Here is a 15965-nt window from a genome sequence, read left to right as displayed (position 1 = left end):
GGGACGATCGGGATTGGGGAACGACGACCAGGGGAGTGCCATGCGAATCGGGATGATCTGCCCCTACTCCTTCGATGTGCCCGGCGGGGTCCAGGCCCATGTCACCGAACTCGCCGACGTCTTCCTCGACCGTGGTCACGAGGTGAGTGTGCTCGCCCCGGCCGCCCGCGACACCGAACTCCCGGAGTACGTCGTCCGGGCCGGGCCGGCGCTGGCGCTCCCGTACAACGGGTCGGTCTCCCGGGTGAACTTCAGCCCGAAGGGCTACCTGCGAATGCGCCGCTGGATCGCCGAGAACGGCTTCGACGTCCTGCACGTCCACGAACCGAACTCGCCGAGCATCTCGATGCTGTCGCTGATGGTGGCGTCGGGACCCATTGTCACCACGTTCCACACAGCCACCTCGAAGTCGTTGTGGCTGAGCGCTTTCCAGGGGATCCTGCGGCCCTACCACGAGCGGATCGCGGGCAAGATCGCCGTGTCCGAGCTCGCGCGCCGGTGGCAGATGGAGTCGCTGGGCTCGGATGCCGTCGAGATCCCGAACGGCATCAACGTCTCGTCCTTCGCCGACGCGGAGCCCCTCGACGGTTATCCGCACCCCGGAGGGACGATCCTGTTCCTCGGTCGCTTCGACGAACCACGCAAGGGCATCGACGTGCTGATGCGCGCGCTGCCCTCGGTCGTGGCGAAGTTCCCCTACGTGCGAGTCCTCGTCGTCGGCGGCGGCAACCAGGCAGCGTTGCGCCGACGGGCGGGGGCGCTCGCCGAGCACCTCGTGTTCCTCGGACAGGTCGACGACGCGACCAAGGCGCGGGCGCTGGCCTCCGCCGACGTCTACTGCGCCCCCAATCTGGGCGGCGAGAGCTTCGGCATCGTCCTGGTCGAGGCGATGGCGGCCGGGGCGGCGGTGATCGCCAGCTCACTGAACGCCTTCCGCCGGGTTCTCGACGACGGCCGGGCGGGACATCTGGTCGAGACGGGCTCTCCGGACCAGCTCGCCGCCGGTCTGGTCGAGCTCCTCGCCGATCCGGAGGCACGTGAGGATCTCGTCGCCGCCGGGCGGGTGCGCGCCGACAGGTACGACTGGTCGCGGGTGGCCGATCAGATCCTCCGGGTCTACGACACCGTCACCGTGGGCGCCGGTCCCGTCGTGGTGTCGGACTGATGGCCACCTGGATCGTTCTCGGCGTCGTGGCCGTGCTGCTCGTGATCGGCTGGGCCTACCACACGGCGAATCGACTCGACCGCCTCAACGTGCGGGTCGACCTCGCCCGCCAGGCGCTCGAATCCAGCCTCGACCGGCGCGCGGTGGTCGTGCGTGCGGTGTCCGCCGAGATGATCGCGGGCGAGGGGAACGCGGGATACCGCAGGTCCGCGGGCGACGACGTCGCCGCGCAGGCGCGGGAACTGGCGCTCCTGGCCGACCTGGCCGAGCGTGCTGCACCGTCGGAGCGTGAGCACGCCGAGAACGCCGTGTCGGCCGCACTGGCGCGGACCGACCCGAATCGCCGATCCGCAGCGCTCGTCGTCGAACTCGCCGACGCCGAGACGCGGGTGATGATGGCGCGTCGTTTCTACAACGACGCCGTGCGCGACACCCGGGCTCTCGCGCAACGCCGGCCCGTCCGGTGGTTGCGGCTCGGCGGACACGCGACGCCCCCGGAGTACTTCGAGATCATCGAGCGCGTCACCCCAGGCCAGGCGGACTGACCCTCGTCAGGGGCGATCGGCCCCTCACCTAGACTGGTGGGGTACCGCCGCTGCGATCGCGGCAGGTCGAGACTGCGACACGAGGAGATCTTCAGTGAGTCACAACGGCGCGACCGTCCCCGAGGTCGGCCAGGGCACGGCCCGGGTCAAGCGCGGCATGGCAGAGATGCTCAAGGGCGGCGTGATCATGGACGTCGTGACCCCCGAGCAGGCGAAGATCGCCGAAGACGCCGGTGCGGTCGCGGTCATGGCGCTCGAGCGGGTGCCCGCCGACATCCGCGCCCAGGGCGGCGTGTCCAGGATGAGCGATCCGGACATGATCGACGGCATCATCGCCGCGGTGTCCATCCCGGTGATGGCCAAGGCCCGCATCGGTCACTTCGTCGAGGCGCAGATCCTGCAGAGCCTGGGTGTGGACTACGTCGACGAGTCCGAGGTCCTGACGCCGGCCGACTACAGCAACCACATCGACAAGTGGGCCTTCACCGTGCCGTTCGTGTGCGGTGCGACCAATCTCGGTGAGGCCCTGCGCCGGATCACCGAGGGTGCGGCGATGATCCGCTCGAAGGGTGAGGCCGGCACCGGCGACGTGTCCAACGCGACCACGCACATGCGCAAGATCCGCGACGAGATCCGCCGGCTGACGTCTTTGCCGAAAGACGAGTTGTACGTCGCGGCAAAGGAGTTGCAGGCGCCCTACGACCTCGTCGTCGAGGTGGCCGAGGCCGGCAAGCTGCCGGTCACGCTGTTCACCGCAGGCGGGATCGCCACCCCGGCCGACGCCGCGATGATGATGCAGCTGGGCGCCGAGGGCGTGTTCGTGGGATCGGGGATCTTCAAGTCGGGCAACCCCGCACAGCGCGCCGCGGCGATCGTGCAGGCCACCACCTTCCACGACGACCCCGATGTGCTCGCGAAGGTCTCGCGCGGTCTGGGCGAGGCGATGGTCGGCATCAACGTCGACGACATCCCGCAGCCGCACCGCCTCGCCGAGCGCGGCTGGTGAGGATCGCGACCAGATCGTAGGTGGTCAGACGGACCGCCGTCCGCCGCGGCGCCCCCGCCCAACACGCCGAGACCGAACAGTCGACATGCGTAGCGGGTCAGGGGCTCCGCGGCGGTAGTATCTGCTGATCATGGATGCGGCGACCATCGTTCGAGACGCCTCGGTCTCGGGCACACACATCGTGGGTGAATTGCGGCTCGAGTGGTCGGCCGCGTGCAACGTGGGGCGAGTCCGGGAGACCAACGAGGACGCGGCTCTCGCGCTGCCGGGGATGTACCTGCTCGCCGACGGCATGGGCGGACACGACAGCGGTGAACTGGCCAGCGAGGCGGCACTGCTCACGCTGTCGGAGGCCACCAGCGCCGGTGACCTCAAGGCAACCCAGCTGCAACTCGACGACCTGCTGCTCGCCGCCCAGCGCCGCATCGGGGAGATCGACACCGAGACCGAGCGCCGCGCGGGCACCACCGCGACCGGCATCGTGCTCGTCACCCACGAGCAGAGCCCCCACTGGCTGGTGCTCAACATCGGCGACTCGCGGACCTACCGCTTCCAGAACGGGTCGCTCAACCAGCTCACCACCGACCACTCGCAGGTGCAGGAATTCATCGACGCCGGCTTCCTCACTCCCGAGCAGGCCCGAACCGACCCGCGCCGCAACGTGATCACCCGTGCGCTGGGTGCGGGCATGGTCGATCCGGTGGCTGACTACTCGAGCACGCCGGCCTTCCCCGGCGACGTGCTGCTGCTGTGCACCGACGGCCTGACCGGAGAGCTGCCCGACGAGGAGATCGGTGACATCCTGCGCAACGCGGCCGACTCCCAGCAGGCGGCCGAGCGACTCGTCGACGCCGCGCTGGCACTCGGCGCACACGACAACGTCACCGTGATCGTGGTGACCGTCCACGAGTCGGTACCGACCCTGACGATGCCCGCGCTCGACGATTCGGCGCCGGGAGAGGCCGCCGGACAGGCACCGGCCCCCGACCCGAGCTGATCGGAGAGCTGATGACCACGGGGCAGGACCGAGCCGCGACCCCCGCAGAACCGGGCGACGCCGCGCTCGATGCCGGGGCGACCTACGTCGAGTACTGCGGCGAGCGCATCGCCCTCGACGCCGACCGCCGGTTCTTCATCGGGCGTGAGGCAGATCTGTCGATCGACGACAATCCCTACCTGCATCGGCGATTCCTGGTGATCCACAACGAGAACGGGCTGTGGTGGCTCACCAACCTGGGTACGCATCTGTCGGCGAGCGTGTCGGCGGGCGACGTCGGGTTCTCGGCGACGCTGGGCCCCGGTGCGCGGATGCCGCTGGTCTTCGGTGAGACGACCATCGTCTTCACCGCCGGCCCCACCACCTACGAGCTGAGCCTGTTCGCCCGCGCCCCCCAGGTGAAGTCGGTGACGCGTCCGGAATACAGCGGGGGACACACCACGCAGGGGGTGCCGACCCTCACCGAGAGTCAGAAGCTGCTGATCATCGTGCTGGCCGAGGAGATCCTGCGACGCGAGGGGACCGGCGCGAGTGCCATCCCGTCGTCGGCGCAGGCGGCCCGCCGGCTGGGGTGGCCGCTCACCAAGTTCAATCGCAAGCTCGACAACGTCTGCGACAAACTCGATCAACTCGGGGTGAGCGGAATGCGCGGCGGGGGTGGCAAACTCGCCAGCAACCGCCGGACCAAACTCGTGGAGTACGCGGTGTCGTCGCGCATCGTCACCCGCGAGGATCTCCCGCTCATCGACGCCGAGGCGGCACGCAACGCCGCCGGCTGAGTCCGGTGTCTCATCACTGCCCGTCTGACCTGCGGTTTCGTGGTGGGTAGTTCTCCCCACGGGTAGGGGAGTTCTCCCCATCGACCACCCGGGCGAAAGCTCATAATCTTCATCTCATCGCCGGGACAACCCGGGTGACCACCGGAAGACAATGAGTGAAGAGGAAGCACACATGACTGCGATCGCCCACCAGGCCCCCCAGCACCTGCGCTCGGTCAGCGCTCGTCGCGATGCGGAGGCCATCGCGCGCCGGAAGGAAGCACTGGCGCGTCTCGCAGCCCGCCGGATGCCGTTGCCCGGCCACCAGATCCAGCCGTCGCGCGCTGGTCAGCCGCTGGCACTCGGACATCGTCCGGGACATCCCCACCTGCACCGGGCGGTCACCGTGCCCGCCGCCGAGATCCCCGAGGTGGCAGCGTCATCGGTCGATCGGGCCAAGCCCAATCTCACCTCGCGCGAGGTCGAGGTCCTGCGCACCTGGATGCTGGTCGATTCCAAACCCGCTGTGGCACAGGAGCTCTACATCTCCCTCGGCACGGTCAACACCCACCTCACCCGCATCCGTGCGAAGTACGCCGAGATCGGCCGTCCGGCCCCGACGAAGGCGTCGCTGGTGGCCCGGGCCATCCAGGACGGGATCATGACGCTCGACGAGCTCTGATCGTCGCCGGCGCTTCGGTGGGCAGGGGAGTCCCCACCGGGGTCGTGCGCGATACTGGTCTGCGTGGCAGCCATCGAGGACATACTCCAGGTCGAGCAGATCGAGACCGACATCTACCGCGGCGGTGCGTTCCCGAGCCATCTCCGGCGGACCTTCGGCGGACAGGTCGCCGGACAGTCGCTGATGTCGGCGACCCGAACGGTGTCCGAGGAGTTCGACGTCCATTCCCTGCACGGCTACTTTCTGCGTCCCGGTGACCCGGACCGCCCGGCGGTGTTCCTCGTCGACCGGATCCGGGACGGGCGCTCGTTCGTCACCCGGCGGGTGACCGGCGTCCAGAACGGTGAGGCGATCTTCACCATGTCCGCGTCGTTCCACGTCCGCACCGACGAGGGTTACGAGCATCAGGACCGCATGCCTCCCGCGCCGCAACCGGACGAATTGAACGACCGCCTGGACGAACTGGGCGCGGAGGAACGCGCGGTGTTCAAGGAGTGGGCCAACTTCGACCTGCGCATCGTGCCGCGGGAGAAGATGGTCACGTCATCGTATTTCGCTGCGCAGCAACGGGTGTGGTTCCGCTACCGCCACCGGCTGCCCGACGACACCGTCTTCCACGTCGGCACCCTCGCCTACATGAGTGACATGACCCTCCTCGGGTCTTCGCGGGTGCCGCACCCGGAGTCCAACCCGCAGGTCGCCTCGCTCGACCACGCGATGTGGTTCATGCGGCCGTTCCGCGCCGACGACTGGCTGCTCTACGACCAGACGTCGCCGTCGGCGGGGTCGGGCCGAGCGCTGACCCAGGGACGGATCTTCGACATCCGGGGCAGACTCGTCGCCGCGGTCACCCAGGAGGGGCTGGCCCGCACCGGCCGCGCGATGCCTGCCGACCAGCACGCGCGGACCGATCGGTGAGCGGGCCGAGCCGACCGCGTATCGGGGTCCTCGCCCTGCAGGGCGACGTGCGCGAACACGTCTTCGCATTAGAGGCGGCCGGCGCCGACGCCGTGGCCGTCCGACGACCGGCCGAACTCGACGAGATCGACGGGATCATCATCCCCGGCGGTGAGTCGACGACGATGAGCAAGCTGCTCGGCATCTTCGATCTCTTCGACCCGCTGGCGGAAAAGCTGTCCGACGGACTGCCGGCCTACGGGTCGTGCGCCGGCATGATCATGCTCGCGTCCACGATCCTCGACACGCGGCCCGACGCACGCCATCTCGATGCCCTCGATGTGACGGTGCGGCGCAACGCATTCGGTCGCCAGGTGGAGAGCTTCGAGACCGACCTCGAGTTCACCGGCATCACCGACACCGACGGCGCCGCGCCCATGCGCGCGGTGTTCATCCGTGCGCCCTGGGTCGAGACGATCGCCCCCGAGGTCGAGGTGCTGGCGCGCGTTCCCGACGGCCCGGCGGCCGGACGCATCGTCGCGGTCCGCCAGGGGAACGTGCTCGCGACGTCGTTTCACCCAGAGGTGACCGGCGACCGGCGCGTACATGAATACTTCGTGGAGATGGTGCGTCGGTAAGATCGTGCCGAACCAGCGGTAGACCACGAGCCCGGCACGCCGGGAACAATCCACCAGGGCGCCCAACCGACAGGGCGACCGAGTAGAGCCAGGAATGCGCCGGATGCGGGCCGCGGCCCGCCGCACGTGCCGGCGCCGGGAAAGGAATCGACGGACATGAGCGGCCACTCCAAATGGGCCACCACCAAGCACAAGAAGGCGGCCATCGACGCCAAGCGCGGCAAGATGTTCGCCAAGCTCATCAAGAACATCGAGGTGGCGGCACGGACCGGCGGCGGCGACCCGGCGGGCAACCCCACGCTGTTCGACGCCATCCAGAAGGCGAAGAAGTCGTCGGTCCCCAACGACAACATCGAGCGCGCGCGCAAGCGCGGCGGCGGTGAAGAGGCCGGCGGCGCGGACTGGCAGACCATCATGTACGAGGGCTATGGCCCCAACGGGGTGGCCGTCCTCATCGAGTGCCTCACCGACAACCGCAACCGCGCGGCGGGCGAGGTCCGGACCGCGATGACGCGCAACGGCGGCAACATGGCCGATCCCGGCTCGGTGTCCTACCTGTTCACCCGCAAGGGAGTGGTGACGCTGGAGAAGAACGGGCAGAGCGAGGACGACGTGCTGATGGCGGTGCTCGACGCGGGCGCCGAAGAGGTCACCGATCTCGGTGATTCCTTCGAGATCGTCAGCGAGCCAAGCGATCTCATCGCCGTCCGCAGCGCCCTCCAAGAGGCCGGGATCGACTACGACTCCGCCGAGGCGAGCTTCCGCGCGTCGGTCGAGGTGGCGGTGGACGCCGACGGTGCCCGCAAGGTGTTCAAGCTGATCGACGCGCTCGAGGACTCCGACGACGTCCAGAACGTCTACAGCAACGTCGACATCAGCGACGAGGTCCTCGCCGAACTCGAGAACGACTGACGCCGAGACCCCGCGCGGTGTGTTGATCACCGGACTTGTCCGTCCTCCCGGATAAGATCTCGAACAACTGTTCGCAGAACACGATGCCTGGGAGGGTACGAGTGCGCGTCATGGGCGTCGATCCGGGTCTGACCCGGTGCGGTATCGCGCTGGTCGAGTCGGGTCGGGGCCGAACGGTGACCGCCCTCGACGTCGACGTGGTGCGAACCCCGAGCGACATGGAACTCGCCGAGCGGCTGCTCGCGATCTACACCTCCGCGTGTCACTGGCTCGACGTCCACCAGCCGGATGTGGTGGCCATCGAACGGGTCTTCGCGCAGAACCAGGTGTCCACCGCGATGGGGACCGCGCAGGCCGGCGGCGTCATCGCGCTCGCGGCGTCGCAACGTGATGTCCCGGTCCGATTCCACACCCCGTCGGAGGTGAAGGCGGCGGTGACCGGCAGCGGGCGCGCCGACAAGGCGCAGGTCACCGCGATGGTCACCCGGATTCTCGGCATGCAGACCAAACCGCGTCCTGCCGACGCCGCGGACGCGCTGGCGCTCGCGATCTGTCACTGCTGGCGCGGACCGATGATGGAACGGATGGCCGCCGCGCAGAAGCAGGCCGACGCGGCCGCGGCCCGTCACCGCGCGCGGGTGGCCCAAGCACGAGAGGGGAGTCGCGCATGATCGCGTCAGTCCGCGGACCGGTGCTCGAGATCGCCCTCGACCACGCCGTGATCGACTGCGGAGGAGTGGGTTATCGCGTGCTGGCCACACCCGCGACACTGTCCCGGCTCCACCGGGGCGACGAGGCGACGCTGCTGACCTCGATGATCGTCCGCGAGGACTCGATGACGCTCTACGGCTTCACCGAACCCGACGCCCGTTCCCTCTTCGCGCTCCTGCAGACGGTGACCGGCGTCGGTCCGCGACTGGCGATGGCCACCCTCGCGGTCCTCGAGCCCGATGCGCTGCGCCGCGCGCTCGCCGAGTCCGACACCAAGGCCCTCACCTCGGTTCCGGGTATCGGCAAGCGGGTGGCCGAACGGCTCTGCGTCGAACTGCGGGACAAGGTCGACCGGCCCACCGGCGAGCCGTCGGGCGGTGTCACGGTCGTCGGCGGCATCCGCGATCAGGTGGCCGAGGCCCTCGTCGGCCTCGGGTTCACGCCCGGCCCCGCCGAGAAGGCGGTCACCGCGGTACTCGCCGAACACCCCGATGCCGACGCGTCGACGGCGCTCCGGCACTCGTTGTCGCTGCTGGGAAAGGCGTCCTAGATGACCGAGGACCCGGACTACGTCGACGATCGCGACGTGAGCGCGATGCCGGTGCGGTCCGACGGTGACCTCGACGCCGGACTGCGGCCCCGATCGCTCGCCGAATTCGTCGGCCAGCCGCGCGTCTGCGAGCAACTCGAACTCGTGCTCCAGGGAGCCAAGGGTCGCGGCGGGACCCCCGATCACATCCTGCTGTCGGGTCCGCCCGGGCTCGGCAAGACGTCGCTGGCCATGATCATCGCCTCGGAGATGGGCGCCGCGATCCGCGTGACCTCGGGCCCGGCACTCGAGCGAGCCGGCGATCTCGCGGCCATGCTCTCCAATCTCGTCGAGGGCGATGTGCTGTTCATCGACGAGATCCACCGCATCGCGCGGCCGGCCGAGGAGATGCTCTACCTGGCGATGGAGGATTTCCGGGTCGACGTCGTGGTCGGCAAGGGCCCGGGTGCCACCTCGATCCCGCTGGATGTCGCGCCGTTCACCCTGGTCGGTGCGACGACGCGGTCGGGGTCGCTGACCGGTCCGCTGCGCGACCGCTTCGGTTTCACCGCGCACATGGAGTTCTACGAGCCGGAGGAACTGGTCCGGGTGTTGCGCCGGGCGGCGGCGATCCTCGGCATCGAACTGCGCGACGACGCCTCCGGCGAGATCGCCCGCCGCTCACGCGGCACCCCCCGCATCGCGAACCGGCTGCTGCGTCGGGTTCGGGACTACGCCGAGGTGCGCGGCGACGGTTCGATCACCGTGGAGGTCGCCCGCGCGGCCCTCGCGGTCTACGACGTCGACGAGCTGGGGTTCGACCGACTCGACCGGGCCGTGCTGGACGCCCTGATCCGCGCCTTCGGCGGCGGTCCGGTCGGTGTGTCGACGCTGGCCGTGGCGGTCGGCGAGGAGCCGGCGACCGTCGAGGAGGTCTGCGAGCCGTTCCTGGTGCGTGCGGGCATGATCGCCCGGACGCCACGCGGGCGGGTGGCCACGGCAGCCGCCTGGCATCACCTCGGTCTCACCCCGCCGGCAGGTGCGATGAACGCCACCTTCGGGGTGCGTCCGCGCGACGTCGCCGCGGAGACGTTGTTCGACGACCTCTGACCCCACCGGCACCACCTGCGGGGATGACCTCCCCGCAAGACGTGGCACACTGTGTGGAGCACAGCTGAGCTGATGCTGCCCGGATCCGTCCGGACAGGCCGCTCGCTCACGCCGTACATCCCGATACCCGAAGGATTGACTCGCACTCATGGACGCTCTGCTCTTCCCGCTCCTGCTCGCCCTGCTCGCCGGCTTCATGTTCCTGTCGATGCGGAAGCAGAAGAAGCGTGTGGCCGAGATGCAGGAGATGCAGAACTCGGTGTCCACGGGCACCCGCGTCCAGCTGACCTCCGGGCTCTTCGGCACCGTGATCGACGCGAGCTCGCCCGACGTCGTCGACGTCGAGATCGCGACCGGTGTGGTCACCCGCTGGAACCGGCTGGCCGTCATGCGTGTCGTCCCCACCGACGAAGCCGCCGCCACCTATGCGGGCCATGTCGCACCGGAGATCGACTCCGACGACTACGACGTCGACTCGGTCAGCCTGGACAAGCCTGCCACCGACGACGCACGCGACACCGACAAGTAAGCCGAATCCGCGCCGCGTCGGTTCACGACGCGGCGCGCCCACCTGCCCGCGCGGCCGCCCTGGACCTCCTCTGGTGTGTCCCGGACACCGGGCCGATGGTGGCCGTGCCGGTCGAGATGCCTGTCGGCCGGTTGACGCTCTCAAGGAGACCTGAACAGCTGTGACAACTCCCTCTCGGACTTCGGGGAAGGGCCGGACTGCAGGGAAGCGGTCGCGACCGGCTCGAGAGATCCCGCCGTGGCGCCCGCTCGTGGCCTTCATCGGCCTGCTCGCGGTCGTCTACGGACTGATCTTCTTCACCGGCCCACAGACCATCGAACCGAAGCTCGGTATCGACCTGCAGGGCGGTACGCGCGTCACCCTGACCGCGCGGACCGAAGACGGTAAGGCTCCGACCCGAGAGCAGCTCGACCAGGCCAAGCAGATCATCGAACAGCGTGTGAACGGACTCGGTGTCTCCGGTTCCGAGGTCGTCGTCAGCGGTGACAACCTGATCATCACGGTCCCGGGCCAGGACGGCGCTCAAGCCCGCTCCCTGGGCCAGACGGCGCGCCTGTATGTCCGGCCGGTGGTCGGGCAGCCCGTCATGGCGACCCCGCAACCGCCGAAGCCCGAAGGCGCCGACGATCAAGCGGACGCCCTGCCGACCGAGGCCGCGGCAGCCGCGATCGACGAGCAGCGCAAACTGCGTCAGGCCCCCGCGAACGCGAGCCCGCAGCAGCTCGAGGCGCTTCAGCAGCAGATGGCGAAGATGGACTGTTCGCCGACGGCCAACGATCCGCTGCTGGGCAACGACCGCCCCGACCAGTACCTGGTGGCCTGCTCGACCGACGGCTCGGAGGTCTACCTTCTCGGCCCGGAGATCATCGACGGTCGCGACATCAAGAACGCGAACGCCGGAACCGACCCGCAGACCGGCGAATGGGTGGTGACCCTGGAGTTCGAGGGCGAGGCCGCGAGCTTCTGGCCCCGGTACACCGCCGAGCAGGCGCCCAACCGGACCCAGACCGCGTTCACCCTCGACTCGCGCGTCGTGTCGGCGCCGGCGATCAACGAGCCGATCCCGGGCGGTCAGACCCGGATCAGCGGCGGCAGCGCCAGCCCGTTCACCGAGTCGTCGTCGAACGAGCTCGCGAACGTGCTGAAGTACGGTTCGCTGCCGTTGTCGTTCACCGCCTCCGACGCCGAGACGATCTCGGCGACCCTGGGTCTCGCCTCGCTGCAGGCCGGTCTGATCGCCGGACTGGTCGGCCTGATCGCGGTGTTCATCTATGCGCTTGCCTACTACCGCATGCTCGGCATCCTGACAGTGCTGTCACTGGTCCTCGCGGGAGCGATGGTCTACGGCATCATCGTCCTGCTCGGCCGCTGGATCGGGTTCACGCTCGACCTGGCCGGTATCGCGGGTCTGATCATCGGTATCGGTATGACCGCCGACTCGTTCGTCGTCTACTTCGAACGAATAAAGGACGAGATGCGCGAGGGTCGCAGCTTCCGGTCCGCGGTGCCCCGCGGCTGGGCGAGCGCGCGTCGCACCATCTGGTCCGGTAACGCGGTGAGCTTCATCGCCGCCGCCGTCATCTACATCCTGGCGATCGGCGAGGTCCGCGGATTCGCGTTCACCCTGGGTCTGACCACGATCCTCGACGTCATGGTCGTGTTCCTGGTCACCCATCCGCTGGTCGTCTACGCGAGCCGTTCGACGTTCCTGTCGAAGCCGAGCGTCAACGGACTCGGGGCGATCAGCGAGGTCGCCCGCCAGCGTCGCGTGGCCGCGCACCGGCAATCGGGTGCGAGTCCCGCCGCCGGGTCCGCCGCCGCGACGGCCGACGCCGATGACACCACGGACGCCACTCGGGAGAAGGGGACGGTGCGATGACCGGGCCGGACAACAAGGCAGCCGGCGACTCGGCCGTCCTCGACGCCGACAAGGCGCAGGCCGGCGCGGACGCCGACTTCGTCGCCGACCGCGACCGGTCGTTCCTGTCCCGGCTCTACACCGGTACGGGTGCTTTCGAGATCGTCGGACGCCGCCGGATGTGGTACGGCGTGACCGCGGCGATCCTGTTGATCTGCCTGGCCTCGATCGGTATCCGCGGGTTCACCCTCGGCATCGACTTCGAGGGCGGTACCCAGATGTCGGTGCCGGTCGTCTCCTCGGAGATCACCGCCGAATCCGTGGAAGAAGTCGTCACCGCAGCCCTGGGTGAGGCGCCCGAGTCGGTGCAGACCGCGGGCGCCGGTGGCAGCCAGACGATCCAGGTGCGCACCGAGACACTCGACCTCGCCGAGGCGGAGTCGGTGACCCGCGCGCTCGCCGACGAGTTCGGGCCGGAGCTCGCACCCGCCGAGGTGAGCATCTCGGATGTGAGCTCGACCTGGGGCAATGAGATCACCGAGCGGATGCTGATCGCGCTTGCCGTGTTCCTGGTCATCGTCTTCGTCTACATCGCGGTGCGATTCGACCGGGAGATGTCCGTCGCGGCGATGGGGTCGTTGTTCTTCGACCTGGTCGTGACCGCCGGGATCTACTCGCTGGTCGGCTGGGAGGTCACGCCGGCGACCGTCATCGGTCTGCTCACGATCCTCGGCTTCTCGATCTACGACACCGTGGTGGTGTTCGACAAGATCTCCGAGAACACCCGCTCGGTCCTGCAGACCACCCGGCGCACCTACGCCGAACAAGCCAATCTCGGCGTCAACCAGACCCTGATGCGGTCGATCAACACCACGGTCATCTCGGTGTTGCCGATCATCGCGCTGATGATCATCGCGGTCTGGCTGCTCGGGGTGGGCACGCTCAAGGACCTCGGCCTCATCCAGCTGGTCGGCGTGATCGTCGGCGCGTACTCGTCGATCTTCCTCGCCGCGCCGCTCCTGGCGACGCTGAAGGAACGTCGACCCGACGTCGCCCGGCACACCGAGAAGGTCCTTCGGCGTCGCGCCGCGGTCGAGGCCGGCGTGCCGGTCGGCGACGCGCGACCGGTGCGGACCCACCGTCGAGGCGAGACCGTCGACACCGACGACGCGGACCGGGCGGTCCCGACCGGCAAACGCCGCCGCAACCGCTAGTCTCACCGACGTGACCAGTCGGAGCCGGGAGTTCGTCAGGATCCTGAGCCTCGTCGTCGGGCTCGTCACGGTCGCCGGGTTGCTGACGGCGTGCGGCGACGACGGACCCCCGACCATCGACTACGTCGTCGACGCCCGGATCTCGACCTACAACGCGAACACGGTGGGCGGCAACGCCGATGGCGTGCTCATGGCGACCACCCGGTTGCTGCCGGGTTTCAGTCTCCTGGGCCCGGCCGGTCAGGTCATCCCGGATCGTGACGTCGGCACGGTCACCCAGGTGCCCGGCCGGGTCCCGACCCTGCGGTACGAGTTCCACCCCGAGGCGACCTTCTCCGACGGAGTGGCCCTCGACTGCGACGACCTCCTCCTGGCCTGGGCGGCGATGAGTGGACGCCTTCCCGGGTTCACCCCGGCGACCACCGCGGGCTACCGGGACATCGACTCGGTGGACTGCGCGGCCGGCGACAAGAGCGCGACCGTGACCTTCGCGCCTGGACGTGAGTACCGGAACTGGCTCTCGCTCTTCGGCGCCGGCGCGATGGTGCCGGCACACGTCGTGGCCCGGGTGGCGGGACTCACCGACGTCATCGACCCGATCCGCGCCATGGACCGGGCCGCCATCGGGCGTATCGCAGACGCGTGGAACACCGGCTTCGATCTGACGTTCGGCCGGGTCGACCACGCGCACTACCCGGCGTCCGGGCCCTATCGCATCGACCGGTACTCGCGATCGGGCGGTCTGGTCCTGGTGCCCAACGAGACCTGGTGGGGAGACAAGCCCGAGACCTCGCGCATCGTCGTCTGGGGTCGCGGCACCGACGCGACCCGCCGGCTCCCCGAGGGCCGGTTCGACGTCGTCGACGTGACGGCGGGCCTCGTCGACGGCGATGTGGCCGGCTCGGCGGGTGCTGCCGGCCCGGCGTCGCCCGCACGGGCACTCGGGGTGGAGGAGCTCGTCCTGGCCGGTCGCGGCGTCTTCGGTGATGTGCGGATGCGCCGTGCGTTCGCGTCGTGTGTGCCGCGTGCCGACCTCGCGCGCGACTTCGGGGCGGGTGCGCAGATCTGGAATCTCCGTGTGCTCTCACCCGCGGACAATCTCGCCGGGCAGATGAACACGGAGTTCGGTCAGGCCTACCAGCGGCCCGACATCGAACGGGCGCGGGGACTCGTGCGGTCTGCGACCGGTCAGGGCGCGGGTGTGGATCCGGCCACCGGTGAGACGACCGCGTCCGGAGTCGCGCCGCGGACGGTGCGCATCGGCTATGTCGCACCGACCCCGCGATGGGAGCAGATGACCGCCGCGATCGCGGCATCCTGCCGCGCCGCCGGCCTCGTCGTCGACGACGTCTCTTCCCCGGAGCTCGGTCCCGATGCGCTCGGGCGCGACGCCGACGTCCTGATCGTCGCCGGTGGCGCGTCGTTCGCCGCGGCCGGGGCCGCCGACCCCAGCCGCGACGCCTACGCCCTGCGCGGAGGCGACCCGCTGAATCTGTCCGGCATCCGGGAGCCGATGGTGAGCCGGGGAGTCGACCAGCTCGCGACGACCGTGTCGGCGCCCGATCGTCTGCGTCTGGCCCGGTCCATCGAGAACGCGACCTGGGCGACGATGCCGTCGGTGCCCCTGTTCGCGGCACCGCGGGTACGGCAATGGAAGGATCGGGTGGGCAACGTGGTGGCCGGCATGGGCCGCGACGGCACCGGATGGAACATGGATCGGTGGACGATCCGTGGCTGAGCAGGGGAGTGAACCGATGGGTGGTGTCGTGCCCGAACGTACGGCGGAAGCGGTCTCGCGAGCACGGGCGGCCATCGCCGAACATGCCCGCCTCGTCGACGACTTCCCTGCTCCCGGAATCGCTTTCAAGGATCTGACGCCGGTTCTCGCCGACCCGGAAGGGTTGTCGACGATCGTCACCGCGCTCACCCACGGCTGCACGTCGATCGATCTCGTGGCCGGTATCGACGCGCGCGGGTTCCTGCTGGGCGGTGCGGTGGCGCGTGAACTCGAGGTCGGGGTGCTCGCGGTGCGCAAGGGAGGCAAACTGCCGCCGCCGGTCATCGCGATCGACTACAGCCTCGAGTACGGACAGGCCACGCTCGAGATCCCGGCGAACGGTCTGAACCTGTCCGGCCGCCGCGTGCTGCTCGTCGACGACGTGCTCGCAACCGGCGGAACTGCGGTCGCCGCGGCCGAACTGCTGCACCGGGCGGGCGCACACGTCGTCGGGGTCGCGGTGATCATGGAACTCGCCGGTCTCGGCGGTCGGGACACGATCGCACGCGGGCTCGGACCGGACGTTCCCGTCCACGCGGTCGCGCTGGACTGACGGCGTCGACACGATGCCGGCCGGCGCGCGACTAGAATCGACTGAGCGCGCCCGGGCAGGCCGGACGGCTCGCCGTGTGGCGGC

Annotated in this window: 17 protein-coding genes; all 17 read left to right on the top strand. The window is 69.4% G+C overall.

Annotated features, from left to right (window positions below; genetic code table 11):
• The first annotated feature begins 40 nt into the window (after positions 1–40).
• The 17 genes from AMD30_RS02845 (at position 41) to AMD30_RS02765 (ending at position 15881) form a co-directional block, all read left to right on the top strand.
• Positions 41–1165: a glycosyltransferase family 4 protein gene (locus tag AMD30_RS02845; RefSeq protein ID WP_055474653.1), complete on the top strand. Its 1125-nt coding sequence runs from the start codon at positions 41–43 to the stop codon at positions 1163–1165.
• Positions 1165–1710, top strand: coding sequence for an NUDIX hydrolase (locus AMD30_RS02840; RefSeq protein WP_055474652.1), 546 nt, complete (start codon positions 1165–1167; stop codon positions 1708–1710). Before AMD30_RS02845 ends, AMD30_RS02840 begins: the two co-directional genes overlap by 1 nt.
• A gap of 94 nt (positions 1711–1804) precedes the next feature.
• Positions 1805–2716: a pyridoxal 5'-phosphate synthase lyase subunit PdxS gene (gene pdxS / locus AMD30_RS02835; protein WP_010840930.1), complete on the top strand. Its 912-nt coding sequence runs from the start codon at positions 1805–1807 to the stop codon at positions 2714–2716.
• 130 nt (positions 2717–2846) lie between these two features.
• A complete protein-coding gene (locus tag AMD30_RS02830) occupies positions 2847–3713 on the top strand; it encodes a PP2C family protein-serine/threonine phosphatase (RefSeq protein WP_010840931.1) in 867 nt (288 codons plus the stop codon).
• 11 nt (positions 3714–3724) lie between these two features.
• Complete coding sequence (locus AMD30_RS02825; RefSeq protein ID WP_010840932.1) at positions 3725–4492, top strand: FHA domain-containing protein; 768 nt, start codon at positions 3725–3727, stop codon at positions 4490–4492.
• Positions 4493–4664: 172 nt separating this feature from the next.
• The gene (locus AMD30_RS02820; RefSeq protein ID WP_010840933.1) at positions 4665–5153 is read left to right on the top strand and encodes a helix-turn-helix transcriptional regulator; all 489 of its coding nucleotides are present in this window, start codon (positions 4665–4667) and stop codon (positions 5151–5153) included.
• Between the two features lie 63 nt (positions 5154–5216).
• Positions 5217–6071, top strand: a complete 855-nt coding sequence (locus AMD30_RS02815) for an acyl-CoA thioesterase (RefSeq protein WP_014926609.1) — start codon at positions 5217–5219, stop codon at positions 6069–6071.
• Complete coding sequence (gene pdxT / locus AMD30_RS02810; protein ID WP_055474651.1) at positions 6068–6688, top strand: pyridoxal 5'-phosphate synthase glutaminase subunit PdxT; 621 nt, start codon at positions 6068–6070, stop codon at positions 6686–6688. Before AMD30_RS02815 ends, pdxT begins: the two co-directional genes overlap by 4 nt.
• Before the next feature lie 156 nt (positions 6689–6844).
• Complete coding sequence (locus tag AMD30_RS02805; RefSeq protein ID WP_010840936.1) at positions 6845–7600, top strand: YebC/PmpR family DNA-binding transcriptional regulator; 756 nt, start codon at positions 6845–6847, stop codon at positions 7598–7600.
• Positions 7601–7701: 101 nt separating this feature from the next.
• Positions 7702–8271, top strand: coding sequence for a crossover junction endodeoxyribonuclease RuvC (ruvC, locus tag AMD30_RS02800; protein ID WP_010840937.1), 570 nt, complete (start codon positions 7702–7704; stop codon positions 8269–8271).
• Positions 8268–8861 (top strand): Holliday junction branch migration protein RuvA, encoded by a 594-nt coding sequence (ruvA, locus tag AMD30_RS02795; RefSeq protein WP_014926611.1) that lies wholly within the window; start codon positions 8268–8270, stop codon positions 8859–8861. The genes ruvC and ruvA overlap by 4 nt, the downstream gene beginning before the upstream one ends.
• Positions 8862–9950, top strand: coding sequence for a Holliday junction branch migration DNA helicase RuvB (gene ruvB, locus AMD30_RS02790; RefSeq protein WP_014926612.1), 1089 nt, complete (start codon positions 8862–8864; stop codon positions 9948–9950). It abuts the gene before it with no gap.
• Between the two features lie 148 nt (positions 9951–10098).
• On the top strand, positions 10099–10479 hold the full coding sequence (gene yajC, locus AMD30_RS02785; RefSeq protein WP_010840940.1) for a preprotein translocase subunit YajC: 381 nt from the start codon (positions 10099–10101) through the stop codon (positions 10477–10479).
• Positions 10480–10729: 250 nt separating this feature from the next.
• On the top strand, positions 10730–12358 hold the full coding sequence (gene secD / locus AMD30_RS02780) for a protein translocase subunit SecD (RefSeq protein ID WP_010840941.1): 1629 nt from the start codon (positions 10730–10732) through the stop codon (positions 12356–12358).
• On the top strand, positions 12355–13551 hold the full coding sequence (gene secF, locus AMD30_RS02775) for a protein translocase subunit SecF (RefSeq protein WP_010840942.1): 1197 nt from the start codon (positions 12355–12357) through the stop codon (positions 13549–13551). Before secD ends, secF begins: the two co-directional genes overlap by 4 nt.
• A 10-nt stretch (positions 13552–13561) precedes the next feature.
• A complete protein-coding gene (locus AMD30_RS02770) occupies positions 13562–15289 on the top strand; it encodes an ABC transporter substrate-binding protein (protein ID WP_055474650.1) in 1728 nt (575 codons plus the stop codon).
• Between the two features lie 16 nt (positions 15290–15305).
• Entirely contained in the window at positions 15306–15881 is a 576-nt protein-coding gene (locus AMD30_RS02765; RefSeq protein WP_014926616.1) for an adenine phosphoribosyltransferase, read from the top strand.
• The last annotated feature ends 84 nt before the right edge of the window (positions 15882–15965 follow it).

Source organism: Gordonia sp. HS-NH1, from assembly GCF_001418765.1.
Classification (GTDB): domain Bacteria; phylum Actinomycetota; class Actinomycetes; order Mycobacteriales; family Mycobacteriaceae; genus Gordonia.
The sequence above is the reverse complement of the archived record's forward strand: the minus strand, read 5'-3'. Positions and strand labels throughout refer to the sequence as shown.

Excerpts from the sequence above, each read along its gene's own strand:
- yajC (WP_010840940.1), top strand. The coding sequence starts at position 10,099 with ATGGACGCTCTGCTCTTCCCGCTCCTGCTCGCCCTGCTCGCCGGCTTC.
- AMD30_RS02765 (WP_014926616.1), top strand. The coding sequence starts at position 15,306 with ATGGGTGGTGTCGTGCCCGAACGTACGGCGGAAGCGGTCTCGCGAGCA.
- ruvA (WP_014926611.1), top strand. The coding sequence starts at position 8,268 with ATGATCGCGTCAGTCCGCGGACCGGTGCTCGAGATCGCCCTCGACCAC.
- AMD30_RS02840 (WP_055474652.1), top strand. The coding sequence starts at position 1,165 with ATGGCCACCTGGATCGTTCTCGGCGTCGTGGCCGTGCTGCTCGTGATC.
- AMD30_RS02845 (WP_055474653.1), top strand. The coding sequence starts at position 41 with ATGCGAATCGGGATGATCTGCCCCTACTCCTTCGATGTGCCCGGCGGG.
- AMD30_RS02825 (WP_010840932.1), top strand. The coding sequence starts at position 3,725 with ATGACCACGGGGCAGGACCGAGCCGCGACCCCCGCAGAACCGGGCGAC.
- AMD30_RS02820 (WP_010840933.1), top strand. The coding sequence starts at position 4,665 with ATGACTGCGATCGCCCACCAGGCCCCCCAGCACCTGCGCTCGGTCAGC.
- secF (WP_010840942.1), top strand. The coding sequence starts at position 12,355 with ATGACCGGGCCGGACAACAAGGCAGCCGGCGACTCGGCCGTCCTCGAC.
- AMD30_RS02805 (WP_010840936.1), top strand. The coding sequence starts at position 6,845 with ATGAGCGGCCACTCCAAATGGGCCACCACCAAGCACAAGAAGGCGGCC.
- AMD30_RS02830 (WP_010840931.1), top strand. The coding sequence starts at position 2,847 with ATGGATGCGGCGACCATCGTTCGAGACGCCTCGGTCTCGGGCACACAC.
- ruvB (WP_014926612.1), top strand. The coding sequence starts at position 8,862 with ATGACCGAGGACCCGGACTACGTCGACGATCGCGACGTGAGCGCGATG.